Here is a 15,222-nt window from a genome sequence, read left to right as displayed (position 1 = left end):
GACTCATTGATCAGAGCCAGAAGATGACGGCGGCTGCGATGCAGATGGCCGAGAAGAAGGTGTGGGCGCAACGATCGTAGCGGGTGTGAATGCGCCGCCAGTCCTTGAGCCGCCCGAACATGATTTCGATCTTGTGGCGCTGGCGATAGAGGACGGCGTCGTGTGGGATCGGTTTCTTTCGCTTGGCGCGCGAGGGAATACAGGCTTTGATACCCCGGATGGCGAGGGCGGCGCGGAACCAGTCGGCGTCGTACCCCTTGTCGGCGAGCAGTGATTTGGCGGCCGGGAACGCCGGCAGCATCAGGGCGGCACCATTGTAATCGCTCATCTGCCCCTGTGACAAAGACAGGATCAAAGGCCGGCCATCCCCGTCGCAGACGGCATGGAGCTTGGAGTTCAGGCCGCCTTTGGTGCGTCCGATACGTCGGGGAACATCCCCTTTTTTAGAAGGCTCGCCGCCGTCCGGTGAGCCTTCAGATGGGTCGCGTCGATCATGATGCGTTCGGGTCTCGGCCCCTCTCCCGCCAAAGCCGAGAAGATCCGGTTGAAGACACCGAGCCGGCTCCAGCGGATGAAGCGGTTGTACAACGTCTTGTGCGGACCGTAGCCGGCAGGCGCGTCCTTCCACCGCAAACCGTTGCGGATCACATAGACGATGCCGCTCACCACCCGCCGGTCATCGACGCGAGGAACGCCGTGCGACAAAGGGAAATGCGGCGATATCCGCGCCATCTGGCGCTTGCTCAACAAAAACAAATCACCCATCAAAGCCTCCTTCAATGGAGACCGTGAATCACAGATCAAGAGAAATTAATAGGTCCTGAGCCTAGAGCATCGGGGCCGCGAGGCAGCAGAACGGCGACACCATCGCCTGACTTTGACAGAATCGCGCAAATGGCGGAGGAGACCCCGCCGCTGACTTCACGCCTGCGCGCTTTCGACCGGGGTGATCGCCACACGGTGAGGAGAAGCCCTACCCCCCCTCCGCGTAGAGCACCCGGTGATCCAGCAGATAGCGCGCGAAGAGCGGCAGGCTGGCCGAGCCGATCTCGCGGGCGCTGGAACCGATCGTGCCAGGCCGGATCTCCAGCGGCGTCAAGCCCTTGCGCTTGAGGTTCGCCATCGCCCGTTCGGTTGTCGCGACCAGGCGCGCGCGCACGGCCGGCGGAAAGCCGCCGTCGATGACCGCACATTCGAAATCATAGATCGAACTCGCCGCGACGAAAGCATGGGCGAGCCCCGCCCCGGCGATCGCCAGCCAGCGATCGAGGATGGGGCCAAGCTCGTCCCAGGCCGCGTTGCTTCGCCAGATCGCACTTGGGTCGCCGCCATCCTCGGCGATCATCTTCTCCAGGACAAAGATCGAGGCGACGTTGATCAGTTGGTCGAATCCGCCCGTGTCGGAACCCGTCGCCTTGGCACGGGGCACCGGCATCGGCCCAAGCGCCGCGGCATTGCCGGTCCGACCGGTGACGACATCGCCACCGATGACAAGCCCGCCGCCGACGAAGGCTCCGACGAAGACGTAGAGATAATCCGACGAGCGCGTGGCGCCGAAGACGTTCTCGGCGGCGCAGGCGGCGGTCGCGTCGTTGGCGAGATGAACCGACAGGCCGGTCGCTTCGCCCAAGAGCCCGACAATGTCGGCGCTGCGCCATTCGTCCATAATCGTCGCCGGCGCATCGATTTCGTCGGCCCACGACCACAGCTCGAAGGGCATGGCGACGCCGAGGCCGACGATCCGCGTTCGCAATTCCGGCTCGATCGCGGCGACGACGCGCGCCGCGGCGGCGGCGACGAAGTCCAAGACGGCGTCGAGTTTGGGATAGGCATAGGTGCGGCGCTCGCGCGCTCGTATAGCGCCGACGAAATCCATCAGCACCAGCTCGACCGAGCGCCGGCCGATCTTGACCCCCAGTGAGAACACCCCGTCGGGGTTGAGCCGCATCGGCACCGAGGGCTGGCCCACCCGGCCGCGACGAGGCTTTTCGCGCAGCACCAGATGTTCGGCCTCCAGCGCGCGCATGATCACCGACGCGGTTTGCGGCGACAGGCCGGTGCGCCGGGCGATATCGGCCTTGGCCAGCTCGCCGTGGCGGCGGATCAGCGTCAGCACGGCGCGCTCGTTGTGGGCCCTCAGGCCGGCCTGGTTCGAGCCGCGCATGCGTTCGTCGTGGCGCGTCGGCGCAAGCGTCTCGATAGCGGTAATGTCGTTCATGCGTTCCTCCCCAATCCCGGAATCGATCACGATTCCAAGGACGGCGTCCGCCGCTCTGCGTGCCAACGCGGAGGCAACTGTTCCACTCCAAGGCACTCCGGTCAATAAATAAATCCATCTGATTTATATTCATTGACAAGCCGCGAACCATGGTGTTTCGTGATGGGCGATCGGGCTGTCGAGGAGGCTGCCCGGCCCGCCGACCGGGCGCTACCCGGCGCATTATCATTCAGTTTGGGAGGGTTTGTCCGTGACAATCCGCACGCTTCTCGCATCCACCGCCATCGCCGTCGCAGCCGCCGGCTTCGCCGCTCCAGCCGCCGCGCAGGAAGGCACCAAGGCCTGCCTGATTACCAAGACCGACATCAACCCGTTCTTCGTCAAGATGAAGGAAGGCGCCACCGCCAAGGCCGAGGAGCTCGGCATCGAGCTGTCGACCTTCGCCGGCAAGGTCGACGGCGACCACGAGACCCAGGTCCAGGCGGTCGAAAGCTGCATCGCCGCCGGCGCCAAGGGCATCCTGATCACCGCGTCCGACACCAAGGCGATCACCGACGTGGTCAAGCAGGCCCGCGACCAGGGCGTTCTGGTCATCGCGCTCGATACGCCGCTGGAGCCGATTGATGCGGCCGACGCGACCTTCGCCACCGACAATTTCAAGGCCGGCGAGCTGATCGGCCAGTGGGCCAAGGCAACGCTGGGCGACAAGGCGGTCGACGCCAAGATCGCCCTGCTCGACCTGTCGCCGTCGGCACCGTCGGTCGACGTCCTCCGCGACCAGGGCTTCCTCAAGGGCTTCGGCATCGACATCAAGGACGAGAAGAAGATCGGCGACGAGGACGACCCGCGCATCGTCGGCCATGACGTCACCGCCGGCAACGAGGAAGGTGGCCGCACGGCGATGGAGAACCTTCTGCAGAAGGATCCCGACATCAACGTCGTCTACACGATCAACGAGCCGTCGGCCGCCGGCGCCTACGAGGCGTTGAAATCCTTCGGCAAGACCGAAGGCGTCCTGATCGTCTCCGTCGACGGCGGCTGCCCGGGCGTCAAGAACGTCGAGGAGGGCGTGATCGGCGCCACCTCACAGCAATACCCGCTGGACATGGCGTCCAAGGGCATCGAGGCGATCGCCCAGTTCGCCAAGGACGGCACCGTGCCCAAGCCGAGCGAAGGGCTCGATTTCTTCGACACCGGCGTCAATCTGGTGACGGACAAGGCCGTCGATGGCGTCGAGTCGATCGACGTCAAGGAAGGCACCGATCGCTGCTGGGGCTGATCTTCCAAGTGGGCGGCCCTTCGCGGGCCGTCCACTTGACCCCGCCCGTCCCTCGCGCGTTGATGCGTTAGCGGCCCTGGCCTTCCGGAGCGACACGCCATGACTGAAACCACCGACAAGGGGGCGGATTTCGAATCCTCCCTGAGCCAGAGCGACAGCGCCGTCGCCGCCTTCGGGCATCGCCCGCGCGGCCCGCTCGGCAACCTGCAGCATTTCCTGCACGGCAACCCGACCATGGTGCCGGTCATCGTGCTCTTGCTGTCGGTGTTGGTGTTCGGTCTCGTCTCCGACAATTTCTTTTCCGCCTTCAACCTGTCGCTGATCATGCAGCAGGTGGCGATCGTCGGCATATTGGCGGCGGCGCAGAGCCTCGTCATCCTCACCGCCGGCATCGATTTGTCGGTCGCCGCCGTCATGGTGATGGTTTCGGTGATCATGGGCCGGCTGTCGACCGAGTTCGGCCTGCCGGTGCCGCTGGCGATTCTGGTCGGCCTCGTCGTCGGCGCGCTCACCGGCTTGCTCAACGGCATTTTGGTCACCCGCGTGCGGCTGCCACCCTTCATCACGACGCTGGGCACCTGGAACATCTTTCTGGCGCTGAACTATTATTTCTCCAATCGCGAGACCATCCGCAGCCAGACGCTCGACGCCGACGCGCCGCTCCTGAAGCTGTTCGGCGAACGTTTCACCCTAGGCGGCGCGGTGCTGACCTGGGGCGTCGTCCTGATGATCGCGATCTTCCTGATCCTTTGGTACGTGCTCAACCGCACAGCCTGGGGACGGCATGTCTACGCCATCGGTGACGACAAGGAGGCGGCGGAGCTCTCCGGCATTCGCACCGACCGCACGCTGGTCTCGGTCTATGTCGTCGCCGGCTTCATCTGCGCCATCGCCGCGTGGGCCTCGATCGGCCGCGTCGGCTCGGTCAGCCCCACGTCGTTCTTCGAGGCCAATCTGGAATCGATCACCGCCGTGGTGATCGGCGGCATCTCCCTGTTCGGCGGCCGCGGCTCGATCCTCGGGCCGATGATCGGCGCCCTCATTGTCGGCGTGTTCAACTCCGGCCTGCGGCTCGGCGGTGTCGACGTCTTGTGGCAGGTCTTCGCCACCGGCTGGCTCATCATCATCGCGGTCGCCATCGACCAGTGGATCAGGAAGATCTCCGCATGAGCGCCTCCCAGACTCCCGTCCTGTCGGCCCGCGGCCTCGTCAAGAACTACGGCCGCGTCACCGCTCTCGACCACGCCGATTTCGACCTCTATCCGGGCGAGATCCTGGCGGTCATCGGCGACAACGGCGCCGGCAAGTCGACGCTGATCAAGGCGCTCTCCGGCGCGGTCGTCGTCGACGAAGGCGAAATCCGGCTGAACGGCGAGCCAGTGCGGTTCACCGCGCCAATGCAGGCCCGCGACGCCGGCATCGAGACGGTCTACCAGAATCTCGCGCTGTCGCCGGCCCTGTCGATCGCTGACAACATGTTCTTGGGGCGCGAGATCCGCAAACCCGGCCCGCTCGGCAAATATTTCCGGATGCTCGACCGCGCCGCGATGGAGAAGATCGCCCGCGACAAACTCTCCGAACTCGGGCTGATGACCATCCAGAACATCGCCCAGGCGGTGGAGACCTTGTCCGGTGGTCAGCGCCAGGGCGTCGCGGTTGCAAGGGCCGCGGCCTTCGGCTCCAAGGTGCTGATCCTCGACGAGCCGACGGCGGCGCTCGGCGTCAAGGAATCGCGCAAGGTTCTGGAACTGATCCAGGACGTGCGCTCGCGCGGCATGCCGATCGTGCTGATCTCGCACAACATGCCGCATGTGTTCGAGGTCGCCGACCGGATTCACATCCACCGGTTGGGACGGCGCTTGTGCGTCGTCGACCCGAAGAACGCGACGATGAACGACGCGGTTGCGCTGATGACTGGCGCCAAGCAGCCGGAGCCGGAGATGGCAGCGGCATAATTTCAAGCCGAGATGGTGGCGACCGGCGGCGCGTGACGTGCCGCCGGTCGCTCGCCGTCAGGCCGCGATCATGCCGTTCCTGCGAAGGCCTCTTTCGAGGGTCTTCGCCCGCTGGCGAGCCGGCCCTGAATGAGCCGAATTGCCAGCGTCGCCATCGGCGGTCGTGCGGATTTCGGCCATCATTCGCAACAGCTCGGAGGCCGTGTCCCTGAGCGTGACCGCGACTGCGGCCGCCTGCTCGACCATCGCCGCGTTCTGCTGGGTATGCTGGTCCATCTGCGCGACGGCGGTGTTCACCTCCTTGATGGCGATGGCCTGTTCACTGGACGTGTTGGCGAGATCGGCCACGCCAGCGGTGATCTCCGTGGAGCGTTCGACGATCTTGCCGAGCGCCTCGCCCGTGCCCCCGACCAGCTCGACGCCGCTCGCGATTTCCACCGAACTTGCCGAAATCAGCGTCTTGATCTCCTTGGCGGCCTCCGCCGAACGCTGGGCGAGCCCGCGCACCTCCTGGGCGACCACGGCAAAGCCGCGACCGGCCTCGCCGGCCCGCGCCGCCTCGACCCCGGCGTTCAGCGCCAGAAGATTGGTCTGAAAGGCGATCTCGTCGATCACCCCGATGATCATGCCGATTTCTTTCGACGACTGCTCGATCCGGCCCATCGCCGCGACCGCCTTCTGGACGATCTCTCCGACATTCCGGGCTTCGTTCATCGAACTTTGGACATTCGCCGAAACCTCGGCGGCGCGGCTCGATGCGCCCTGAACCCCAACGGCGAGCTGCTGCAGGGCGGCGGCGGTCTCTTCCAGGCCGGCGGCTTGCTGCTCGGTGCGGCGGGCGAGATCCTCCGATGCGCTGGCGATCTCCCGCGCGCCGGTTTCCACCGCCTCCGCCGATCCGCGCGTTGACGCGACGGTGCCCCCGAACGCCGTGACGGCCTGATTGAAATCGTCCTTCAGCGCCTGAAACTCTTCAGGAAACGCCGCCGTGATCGGTTGGGACAGATCGCCCTCGGCCATCCGCTTCAGCGCCTTGCCCAGTTCGTCGACGACGATGCCGCGAGCCGCGCCACGTTGCAGCTCTTCCTGGATGCTTTTCTCGGACGCCTGCCGAGTGAGGATATCCAGATAGCTGGAGATCGTGCGCTCCATGTCGAGGAGCGCGACTTGGATCAGAGCGTCGATCGAGGCTGTGACCTCCTCTGTCTTGCCTTTGACGAAGAGGCCCTTCGGCCAGAGCTGTGCCAGGGTTCGGCTGGCGAGCGCTCCGAGCAGCGACCCGTAGCCAGCGATGAACTCTTTCGGCTCGAGGCCGATGCGCGCATGGGCCGTGCCGATGCGCTCCGTTCGCGCGACATGGGCGGCTCCGATTTCCCCCTTGGCGAGAGCCAGCCAATGCTCCTTCTGCTTGTCGTAGGCATACTGCAAATGTCGTTCGTCGGTGAAGAACGCCTTCATGGATGAATTGCCACGGATCACCGTGTAGAACTGGTCAAGCGCGCCATCCAGCACGCTCGTGAGAATGGGTTCGATGCGTCGCAACGCGGCGAGGCTTGCGGTGTCCAAGCCCGCGGAGGAGGGCTCATTATTTTTCTGGGAAGTGCTGGCGTTCATATTTTGAGCCTTAGGAGAGGAATTTCTGCCGCGATTGGCTTCCTGACGTTTCCAGCCGGAATCGAACGTCGAATCACGCTATCGCCTCGATATACGTAGCCAGACATCTTTATGAATTCGTTTACCTTGGGGCCCCGGTCGGCGTTTCACTTGAAGATGAGAGATCGACCAGGACACTCGCTATCGCGCTGGAAAGCCCGTCCGATTCCATTGGCATTGCAGCGAATTTTTCCTGCTCCGAACGCAATTCGCCAAGCCGGTCCGCGCAGCGGTTTCATCGTCGGACAAGGCATGCGACAATTTGTCGCAGTATTAATGGGCGGAAATCCTTTGAGGAGGGGCGCAGCGAGTTGCCACCGCTTCATTTTTCATCGAGCCTTCTCAGCCTTTTGCCTATTGTCTCGGATGACATTTCGTCCGTCGACAATATAAACGCCACCTTCGTCTGGCACTGAATTCCCCCGAACGCCGCCACCTCTCCCGTCCGCTATGAAGCGGCTCCGAAGGAGCGTGTATGACCTACGATCTCTATTATTGGCCGATGATTCCGGGCCGCGGCGAATATGTGCGCCTCGTCCTGGAAGCGGCTGGAACGCCCTATCGCGACGTGGCGCGGCTGCCGGAAAGCGAAGGCGGCGGTATCGGCGCCATGATGGCGTTTGTCGCCGGCCGCCATGGCCATCGCACCCCGTTCGCGCCGCCTTTCCTTGTGGATGGAGATCTGCTGATTTCGCAAACTACCGAGATTTGTGTCTTTCTCGGCGAGCGTCATGGGCTTGCGCCGAAGGACGAAGCCGACCGGCTGTTTGCCCGCTCGATCGCTCTGACCACTGCCGATTTTGTCAACGAGGCGCACGACACCCATCATCCGGTCGGAATCGAGGACTATTACGAGGATCAAAAAAGCGAGGCGAAGCGGCGCGCGGCCGGCTTTCGCGACAAACGCATGCCGAAATATCTCGGCTGGTACGAGCGCCTGATCGCCGCCAATCCGGCTGGCTCCGGCTTTCTCGTCGGCGCTGACTTATCCTATGCCGATCTCGGCCTGTTCCAGACCCTTGCCGGCCTCGCTTACGCCTTTCCCAGGCGGATGGCGGCACTCGCTGCGGACTACCCGAAAACCGAGGCGCTGGCAGCGCGGGTCGCCGCCCATCCGGCGGTCGCCGCCTATCTGGCGAGCAAGCGGCGCATCGCCTTCAATGAGGACGGCATCTTTCGCTATTACCCGGAACTCGACGCCGACTGACGCCGACCCGACGCGCAAACGCCCCGGCACTCCGGTCGGGGCGTTGCAATCGATGGCGGCGGAGCGGAACGCCCCGCCCTACAACCTCATCAATTGGCGAGCTTGGAGGCGAACAGCGCCAGCGCCTTCTGATAGACACCGGCCCGGTTCCAGTCGCGCAGAACCGAGAAATTCGGCTGGCCCTCCTGGTATCCGGCGCCCGGCCGCCAGCCATGCTGACGCAGGAAGTTCGCGGTCGAGGCGAGCACATCGGCCTTCGAATTGATCAGGTCGCGCCGGCCGTTGCCGTCGCCGTCGACAGCGAAGCGCAGATAGTTCTTGGCCAGGAACTGGGTCTGGCCGATCTCGCCGGCCCAGGCGCCACGCATATTCTCCGGCCGCATATCGCCGCGATCGACGATCGCCAGAGCCGCCAGCAGTTCCTCGGTGAAGAAGGCCGAGCGGCGGCAATCATAGGCCAGCGTCGCCAGCGAGCTGAAGATGTTCATGTTGCCGGAATTCGCACCGAAGCCGGTCTCCATGCCCCAGATCGCGACAATGACCTCCTTCTGGACGCCGTAGCGCTGTTCGATGGAGTTCAACAGGCCGGCGTTCTTCTGGATGATCCCTTTGCCCTTCTTGACGAAGGATGCCGGCGCCCGGCGCTGCATGAAGGCGTCGAGCGACAGCTTCATGGAATGCTGGTTGCGGTCGAGACTGATGACCTTGCTGCTGTATTTCGTTGGCATCAACGCCGAATTGATCGTGCCCCCCGAAATGCCCGCCTTCTGCGCCTCCTGGGCGAATTGCTGTTTCCATTGGTTGAAGCCGCCGGGACCATTGCCGCACTGGGCGGCCAGCGCCGGAGCGGCGGTTACGCCAAGTGCCAGCGCCAAAGTCGCGGCGAGCGCCCGGATGGATGTCAGTCGAGCCTTCATGGGGTTTTCCTTGTTCAGATGCATTGAAAGCGACAGCCAGGGCCGGCCGTGTGGAGGTTGCGGGGTTGGACGGACAGCGATCAGCCGCTAACGCAAGTGGAGCGCCAAACGGGATTCCGCCGCTATCGTCGCCAAGAAACGTGAAGCCATTGGGTTTCTTACCCTATTAGGCCATCCTTGCGTAGTGCAGGGATACGACAATGTCCTGTGGCGTAACACTTTGGGTGAACGGATCGTTCCTGCGACGCCTGTGCGGACGATGCGGCGTCGCGGCGCCGCGACTTGGGAGGACGTCCGGGCGCCGACGGCGTACGGTCGGCATTGGTCTTGGCGGCGATGAATTGGTCCGTCGCCCTTAACGATTTTTTGCCTGAAAGTGGGGCAGGTTGCGCGTATGACCGACGCTGCTCCGCACCCTTCCTCTCCATCCCTCGACGCCCTGCCGGACAGCAAGGAGGCGGAACGCTGGCGCTTCGCCTTGGAAAGCGCCAGGTCCGGAGTCTGGGACGCCGATCTGGTGGCCGGGACCTGCTATTACTCGCCGAGTTGGAAGCAGATGCTCGGCTACGCGGACGACGAGCTCGACGGCGATCCCGATTTGTGGCTGGCTTTGGTGCATCCAGCTGACCGGCAATTGGCGATCGACAGCGGCGAACGTCACATCGCCGGCGACACCGCACGGATCGAGACCGAGTTCCGGCTACGGCACAAGGCCGGCCATTGGGTCTGGGTTCTCGACCGCGGGCAGGTGGTGGAACGCGATAAGCATGGTCGACCGACACGGATGATCGGCGCCCAGACCGACATTACCGCGCAAAAGAACGTGGAGCGGCAATTGGCACTGCTCAACGAGCGCATTCAACTGGCGCTCGATGCGGGCCAGGTCGGCCTGTGGCAGTTCGAGATCGAGAGCGGCCGCCTCGTCTGGGATCAGCGAATACGCGACATCTACGGCATGGGTCCCGGTCCCGCCGAGGTGCCACGTTCGACCTGGCACGAGCACCTTCACCCGGACGATGCCGCCGCGGCCGAGCGCGCCATCGCGATCACGGCCGAAACCGGCGAGCCGATGAAGACCTCCTACCGGATCGTCAAGCCAAACGGCGAAATCCGGCATCTGCAGGCGCTCGCCCGGCGCGTGCACTATAGCGACGCGCCGCCGCTGCTTGTCGGCAGCATCTGGGACATCACCGAGCAGGTGCAAAACGCCGCGGCACTCGCCGCCGAAAAGGAATGTCTGCGCATCACGCTTCAGTCGATCGGCGACGCGGTCATCAGCACCGACGTCGGCAACCGCATCACCTTCGCCAATCCCGCCGCGGCGCGTCTGCTGCGCAGCGCCCAAGCGGCACTTGTTGGCGCCAATATCGACGACGTTTTTCCTCTGGTCGACGAAGAGACCGAGGCACCGCTCGCCTCCTCCACCCATCGTGCTGTCCTGTCGCGCCGCACCGTCGACCGTGAAGAGAATGCGATTTTCGTGCGAAGTGACGGCAGTGGGCGGGCGGTCCGCGATCTCGCCTCGCCGATCGTCAATCCCGACGGCCAGGTGGTCGGCGCGGTTCTGGTAATCCAGGATATCACCAACGCCCGCACGCTGCAGCGCCAACTGGCCTACGCGGCGCGGCACGATTCCCTGACCGGACTATTGAACCGGGTGGCGTTCGAGGAAAACCTCCAGGCCGCCATTGGCAGTCGCGACTGCGCGCTCCTCTATCTCGACCTCGACCGTTTCAAGATGATCAACGATACGGTCGGCCATGCGGCGGGTGACGCATTGCTGAAGATGGTCGCGCGCACGCTGACGGGATTTCTGCCGCGCGAGACCGTCGTCGGACGTCTGGGCGGCGACGAATTCGCCGCCGTCGTTCCGGTCGCCGATATGGACGACGCGACGACGATCGCCTCGGGGCTGCTCGCCGAAATCCGTACCCGCCGGCTACATTGGGGCGGCAAACACCACGAGATCGGAGCCAGCATCGGTATCGCGGCGATCGATGATCCGGGGCTGGATCTCGAAACCGCCACGGCACGCGCCGATGCCGCCTGCTACGCCGCGAAATCCGCAGGTCGCAACCGCGTGTCCGCCTACTCGGCCAGCGTCGGGGCCGCGCAACGCAATCTGGCTCAAATCCAGGTCGCATCTGGCTTGGCCGACGCTCTCGCCGAGCGGCGCCTGGTGGTCTTCGGGCAGGAGGTTCGCGATCTCGACGCCCCTTCCCAACCGGGCCACCATATCGAGATCCTTTGTCGAATGATGGCCGCGGACGGCTCGATCATTCCGCCCGGGCAGTTCATTCCGGCCGCGGAGCGATTTGGCCTGATGGGCTCCGTCGACCGCTGGATCATCGAGCATACGCTTGAAACCCATGCCGCCAGCCTGAGGACGAACGGCTTGTCGGTCGCCATCAATCTGTCGGCCAATACCCTGAGCGACCCCGAGCTTTGGCCGTTCGTCAAGACAGTCATCGAACGCACCAAGGTCGAGCCGGCCTGTCTCGTCTTCGAGATCACCGAGACGGCAGCGGTCGACAATTTCGCCGCGGCCGAACGTTTCGTCCGCGACGCCCGCAGGGCCGGTTGCCGCATCAGTCTCGACGATTTCGGCGCGGGCTTGAGTTCCTTCGCCTATCTCAAACGCTTCCGGGTCGACAGCATCAAGATCGACGGCGCCTTTGTCCGAAACCTGGCGAAAAGCCGCTTCGATCGAGCGGTAGTCGCCTCGATCGGTACGATCGCCCACGAGTTGGGCGTCGATGTCATCGCCGAGCGGATCGAGGATGCCGAATCCGTCACCATTCTGCGATCGCTTGGCATTGGCTATGGCCAGGGGTTTTTCTTCCACCGGCCGCAGCCGCTTGCGGAGCTCTTGCAGGCGCGCCAGGACGTGGGCATTCGCAAAGCGGGCTGAACGACGATCCTGGAGCCGTGAAGCGAGCAAGGTGGGCAGATCGGCACGATCTAATGCGCGATCAGAACCGGCACGGTGGCCTTGCTCATGATGTGACGCGTCGCGCCGCCAAAAATCATCTGCCGGAGGCGGCTCTGGGTATAGGCACCCTTGATCAGGAGATCGCCGCCAAGCGCCTGCACATGCTTGAGCACGGCTTGACCGGGCGAGGACTCGCTGTCGCGCGTCGTGGCCTCGGCGGCGATACCCGCTCGCAGCAGATTGCGCGCCAGACTCTCACCGCTCGGCCCGTCGACCTCCCATCCGTCGACGCTCAGAACGATCACCCGCTGCGCTTTTTGAAGGAACGGCATGGCCAATGCGACGGTCCTGGCAGTTTCGGTGCTGCCGTTCCAGGCGATCACGACAGTCTTGCCGATCGTCGTCGCCCCCGACGGCGGCACCAGCAAGAGCGGACGGCCACTTTCGAATAGCGCCGCCTCGACAGTCGCGATCCGGGTTGGCTCTCCGGCCACGTTCGGGCGGCCCAGCACGATCAGGTCGAACAACCGCCCGTAACTGCCGATGTGCAGGTCTGTCGCCAAATGCCGACCGGCCCAACCGAAAGAGGGCGCGTTCGAACCGTCACTGTAGGGCGGAACGCCGGCCTGGTTCATGAACTCATCGAATGCGCGATGCGCCTGGTCCATGAGTTTTTGTTGCGAATCCAGGTCGAGCGTCGGCGCGGCGACGATGAATTCGGCCGAAACGACCTCCGGCAATTCGGGGCGCTGCGCGATGCCCTCGATGTAGCTACCGAATATATCGGCCACGAGACGCGCTGTCTCCAATACCGGCCACATCCGCCCATCCGAATTGACCGGAACGAGAAGGTTCCTCATGGCGCTTGCCATTCAACGCTAGAGCATCGGACCAAAAAGTGGGCTCCGGTTTTTGGATAACTCGATGCTCAATCAAGATGTTAGCGCGTCCTTTGGGCGCCCGGATGGACGCACGACGCGCTAGAGAGCAGGCGGGACTGAGAATTTGCGGATCATCAATGCTTTCCGACCGGCACCCTCCGCCAAAGCGAAATCCAGGAGTGGCTAGGGAGAGCCTTCTACGACTTTAGCGGCTCATCAGCCACTCCCGGAGACCTGTCAGTGAGAAGCCGCTACGCGGGGGACCCGAACATCAGCCCCGGCGGTTTTCGCGGCATCGTACATAGGTGGTTCCATGGAGACCTCCCCGGCGTCTTATACGCAAGGAAAGACTACGCCCGCACCTCGCGGCGTCAAGGGAATTTTTCGTCGTTCTGCGCCAACCCGCCACGGCCGATCGTGATGGCGCCGCGATCCCGCACTCCGGCGCCACATCGCACCATTGGCGAAGGAACGGCCCTCGACCGCGTCGCCGTGGCTGCCAAAATTGCAGCGCATCCCCAATTTGAGGGATGCGACAAAACCATGTCGGTCGTAAAAGAGAGAAGTTCTTCGAGGGGTCATCGACCCCGCGAAAAACTCATCGCTCGCCGTCAACTGCCCCAATAAGCGGCGAGCGATGATTTTGGTTCTCGCGTCCGCTCCCGACAGCCACGCACCGACAACGCGCCCGGCATCGCCGCCCACCGGCAGTGCTCGCGCTCCGATACACATTCAACGACGGCCGCAGTTTCTGGCGAGCGTTGGCGGCCCGGACCGGCTCACAAGCGTCAGATCATGCGACCGTGAATTGTCCGGCCGCGGCGGCGAGGCGTAGGATTGCGGCACCGGATTGTCCGGCATGGGGGCTGGGTTCCCATCGCGTTGCGCCTGGCCCCTCCCGACAAGGGAGGCCCGTCGAGATGAAATTCCTCGTTCTTGCCACGGCGGCGGCGGTCGGCTTTGCCGCCCCGGCCTTCGCGTTCCAGTGTCCCGCCGACATCGCGACCATCGATCAGGCGCTGGCGACCAAGCCGGTGAGCGATGCCGACCGCGCCAAGGTCAACGCGCTCCGTCAAGAGGGCGCGCGACTGCATGCGGCAGGCTCGCACGCGCAATCGGTGCAAAAGCTCGCGCAAGCGAAGCAGATCCTGGGCGTCCGCTAGAAACAAGCACGTCCAATGGGTCAAATGCTCCCCATGGGCGGAACGCGTGGCGCGATTCCCGCCATGATCGGAACCTGCGATCGCCTTTTGAGGAAGGTCGCCCGCCAGGCGTGTCCGCCGCGCGTCCGCCTTACAGCGGTATCATCCGCTTGTGCTCCAGCCGCATGCCTTCCCGCAGCACCTCGATCGGGCCGGGAAACGCGATGACGAAGGCCAGGTCGACATTCAGGAACCGCCGGCCGTCGGAGACGGTCTCATAGATCTGGATGTCGAGATTGTCGTCGTCCCCAAGGAAGTCCTTACGGACGAATTCCGCGATCGTGGCCTTGTCCGTGACGTGCTTGACGAGCACGAAGCGCTGCACGTTGTTGGCGGCATGTTTCAGGTCATTGTCGAGGTAGCCGACGTAGCCGAAGCCGAACAGGCCGAACACCATCAGGAAGAACGGCACGCTCACCGCCGCGAACTCGATCGAGGTGGTCCCTTGCCGACCCTCGAGGAAACGCCTGACTGGCCCGACCCGCATCCCGCTCATTGAACCTTCACATCGATCTGAGCGCCAAGGTCGACCGCTCCGGCGGTAAAGGTATCGATCCGGTATGAGCCGGCCAGGCGGAGCCACTTCTCCGGACCGGCGCAAGCCGTCTCGCCGCGCCCACCCACCTGCATGACGCCGCTTTCGAAACATGCTTCCGTCGCCTGCACCTCGAGCTGCAACACGCCCGTTTCGGCGGCAGTGGTGGTTTTGGGCGAATCGCTCGAAGAAAAGGTGGTCGTTGTCGCGGAATAGCCGTTCTGATTGAGAAATTCGGCCACGCCCTCGGCATCGTCGCCGAGCCGGATGGCGCCCTCGACGGCAATGCGAAGGGCGTCGTCGAGCGAGGCTTGCGCCTCGAAGCGAAGCGCGTAGTCGGCGGTTCCGATCGCCGCGATCGCGAACAACGGCGCCAGAATCGCGAACTCCAGCGCGGCGATCCCAGACTCGTTTCCGCGAAAGCGTTTCGGGCGGAATGCCAT

At 64.1% G+C, this 15,222-nt stretch carries 13 protein-coding genes; 6 read left to right on the top strand and 7 right to left on the bottom strand.

What is annotated here, in order from left to right; translation table 11 throughout:
• Positions 1–10 precede the first annotated feature (10 nt).
• Positions 11–765 (bottom strand): IS5 family transposase gene (locus VQ045_RS07980; RefSeq protein ID WP_327626443.1). Its coding sequence is split into 2 segments (ribosomal slippage): positions 11–432 and positions 432–765, totalling 756 coding nucleotides; the frame shifts between segments, so codons are not numbered across the junction.
• A gap of 208 nt (positions 766–973) precedes the next feature.
• On the bottom strand, positions 974–2,218 hold the full coding sequence (locus VQ045_RS07975) for an ROK family transcriptional regulator (protein WP_327623662.1): 1,245 nt from the start codon (positions 2,216–2,218) through the stop codon (positions 974–976).
• Between the two features lie 250 nt (positions 2,219–2,468).
• Between VQ045_RS07975 and VQ045_RS07970 the strand changes: the two genes are divergently transcribed.
• The 3 genes from VQ045_RS07970 (at position 2,469) to VQ045_RS07960 (ending at position 5,452) form a co-directional block, all read left to right on the top strand.
• Positions 2,469–3,497 carry a sugar ABC transporter substrate-binding protein gene (locus VQ045_RS07970; protein WP_442873070.1) on the top strand — a complete coding sequence of 343 codons (1,029 nt, stop codon included), beginning with the start codon at positions 2,469–2,471 and terminating at the stop codon, positions 3,495–3,497.
• Between the two features lie 99 nt (positions 3,498–3,596).
• Complete coding sequence (locus VQ045_RS07965) at positions 3,597–4,667, top strand: ABC transporter permease (protein ID WP_327623663.1); 1,071 nt, start codon at positions 3,597–3,599, stop codon at positions 4,665–4,667.
• Positions 4,664–5,452: an ATP-binding cassette domain-containing protein gene (locus VQ045_RS07960; RefSeq protein ID WP_327623664.1), complete on the top strand. Its 789-nt coding sequence runs from the start codon at positions 4,664–4,666 to the stop codon at positions 5,450–5,452. The genes VQ045_RS07965 and VQ045_RS07960 overlap by 4 nt, the downstream gene beginning before the upstream one ends.
• A gap of 57 nt (positions 5,453–5,509) precedes the next feature.
• On the opposite strand, the gene VQ045_RS07955 is transcribed toward VQ045_RS07960, so the two are convergent.
• The gene (locus VQ045_RS07955) at positions 5,510–7,018 is read right to left on the bottom strand and encodes a methyl-accepting chemotaxis protein (RefSeq protein ID WP_331829740.1); all 1,509 of its coding nucleotides are present in this window, start codon (positions 7,016–7,018) and stop codon (positions 5,510–5,512) included.
• A 562-nt stretch (positions 7,019–7,580) separates the two neighbouring features.
• Between VQ045_RS07955 and VQ045_RS07950 the strand changes: the two genes are divergently transcribed.
• Positions 7,581–8,312, top strand: coding sequence for a glutathione S-transferase (locus VQ045_RS07950; RefSeq protein ID WP_331829739.1), 732 nt, complete (start codon positions 7,581–7,583; stop codon positions 8,310–8,312).
• Between the two features lie 89 nt (positions 8,313–8,401).
• On the opposite strand, the gene VQ045_RS07945 is transcribed toward VQ045_RS07950, so the two are convergent.
• Positions 8,402–9,229: a lytic murein transglycosylase gene (locus VQ045_RS07945; protein WP_331829738.1), complete on the bottom strand. Its 828-nt coding sequence runs from the start codon at positions 9,227–9,229 to the stop codon at positions 8,402–8,404.
• 394 nt (positions 9,230–9,623) lie between these two features.
• Here VQ045_RS07945 and VQ045_RS07940 point away from each other — a divergent pair, with 394 nt between their 5' ends.
• On the top strand, positions 9,624–12,140 hold the full coding sequence (locus VQ045_RS07940) for an EAL domain-containing protein (protein ID WP_331829737.1): 2,517 nt from the start codon (positions 9,624–9,626) through the stop codon (positions 12,138–12,140).
• A 50-nt stretch (positions 12,141–12,190) separates the two neighbouring features.
• On the opposite strand, the gene VQ045_RS07935 is transcribed toward VQ045_RS07940, so the two are convergent.
• The gene (locus tag VQ045_RS07935; protein ID WP_327646020.1) at positions 12,191–13,021 is read right to left on the bottom strand and encodes a universal stress protein; all 831 of its coding nucleotides are present in this window, start codon (positions 13,019–13,021) and stop codon (positions 12,191–12,193) included.
• Between the two features lie 941 nt (positions 13,022–13,962).
• On the opposite strand from VQ045_RS07935, the gene VQ045_RS07930 reads away from it, so the two are divergent.
• On the top strand, positions 13,963–14,205 hold the full coding sequence (locus tag VQ045_RS07930) for a hypothetical protein (RefSeq protein ID WP_331829736.1): 243 nt from the start codon (positions 13,963–13,965) through the stop codon (positions 14,203–14,205).
• A gap of 130 nt (positions 14,206–14,335) precedes the next feature.
• Here the strand turns inward: VQ045_RS07930 and VQ045_RS07925 are convergent, their stop codons facing one another.
• Positions 14,336–14,740, bottom strand: a complete 405-nt coding sequence (locus VQ045_RS07925) for a TadE/TadG family type IV pilus assembly protein (RefSeq protein ID WP_331829735.1) — start codon at positions 14,738–14,740, stop codon at positions 14,336–14,338.
• The gene (locus tag VQ045_RS07920; protein ID WP_331829734.1) at positions 14,737–15,222 is read right to left on the bottom strand and encodes a TadE/TadG family type IV pilus assembly protein; all 486 of its coding nucleotides are present in this window, start codon (positions 15,220–15,222) and stop codon (positions 14,737–14,739) included. Before VQ045_RS07920 ends, VQ045_RS07925 begins: the two co-directional genes overlap by 4 nt.

This window comes from Aurantimonas sp. E1-2-R+4 (genome assembly GCF_036549515.1).
In the GTDB taxonomy this organism is placed as follows: domain Bacteria; phylum Pseudomonadota; class Alphaproteobacteria; order Rhizobiales; family Rhizobiaceae; genus Aurantimonas; species Aurantimonas coralicida_A.
Note: the sequence above shows the minus strand (reverse complement) of the source record. Positions and strands in the feature narration are given on the sequence as shown.

Bases quoted from the DNA above. Each gene is read 5' to 3' on its own strand.
- VQ045_RS07930 (WP_331829736.1), top strand. From the start codon at position 13,963: ATGAAATTCCTCGTTCTTGCCACGGCGGCGGCGGTCGGCTTTGCCGCC.
- VQ045_RS07925 (WP_331829735.1), bottom strand. From the start codon at position 14,740: ATGAGCGGGATGCGGGTCGGGCCAGTCAGGCGTTTCCTCGAGGGTCGG.
- VQ045_RS07965 (WP_327623663.1), top strand. From the start codon at position 3,597: ATGACTGAAACCACCGACAAGGGGGCGGATTTCGAATCCTCCCTGAGC.
- VQ045_RS07935 (WP_327646020.1), bottom strand. From the start codon at position 13,021: ATGAGGAACCTTCTCGTTCCGGTCAATTCGGATGGGCGGATGTGGCCG.
- VQ045_RS07920 (WP_331829734.1), bottom strand. From the start codon at position 15,222: ATGGCATTCCGCCCGAAACGCTTTCGCGGAAACGAGTCTGGGATCGCC.
- VQ045_RS07960 (WP_327623664.1), top strand. From the start codon at position 4,664: ATGAGCGCCTCCCAGACTCCCGTCCTGTCGGCCCGCGGCCTCGTCAAG.
- VQ045_RS07945 (WP_331829738.1), bottom strand. From the start codon at position 9,229: ATGAAGGCTCGACTGACATCCATCCGGGCGCTCGCCGCGACTTTGGCG.
- VQ045_RS07950 (WP_331829739.1), top strand. From the start codon at position 7,581: ATGACCTACGATCTCTATTATTGGCCGATGATTCCGGGCCGCGGCGAA.
- VQ045_RS07940 (WP_331829737.1), top strand. From the start codon at position 9,624: ATGACCGACGCTGCTCCGCACCCTTCCTCTCCATCCCTCGACGCCCTG.
- VQ045_RS07975 (WP_327623662.1), bottom strand. From the start codon at position 2,218: ATGAACGACATTACCGCTATCGAGACGCTTGCGCCGACGCGCCACGAC.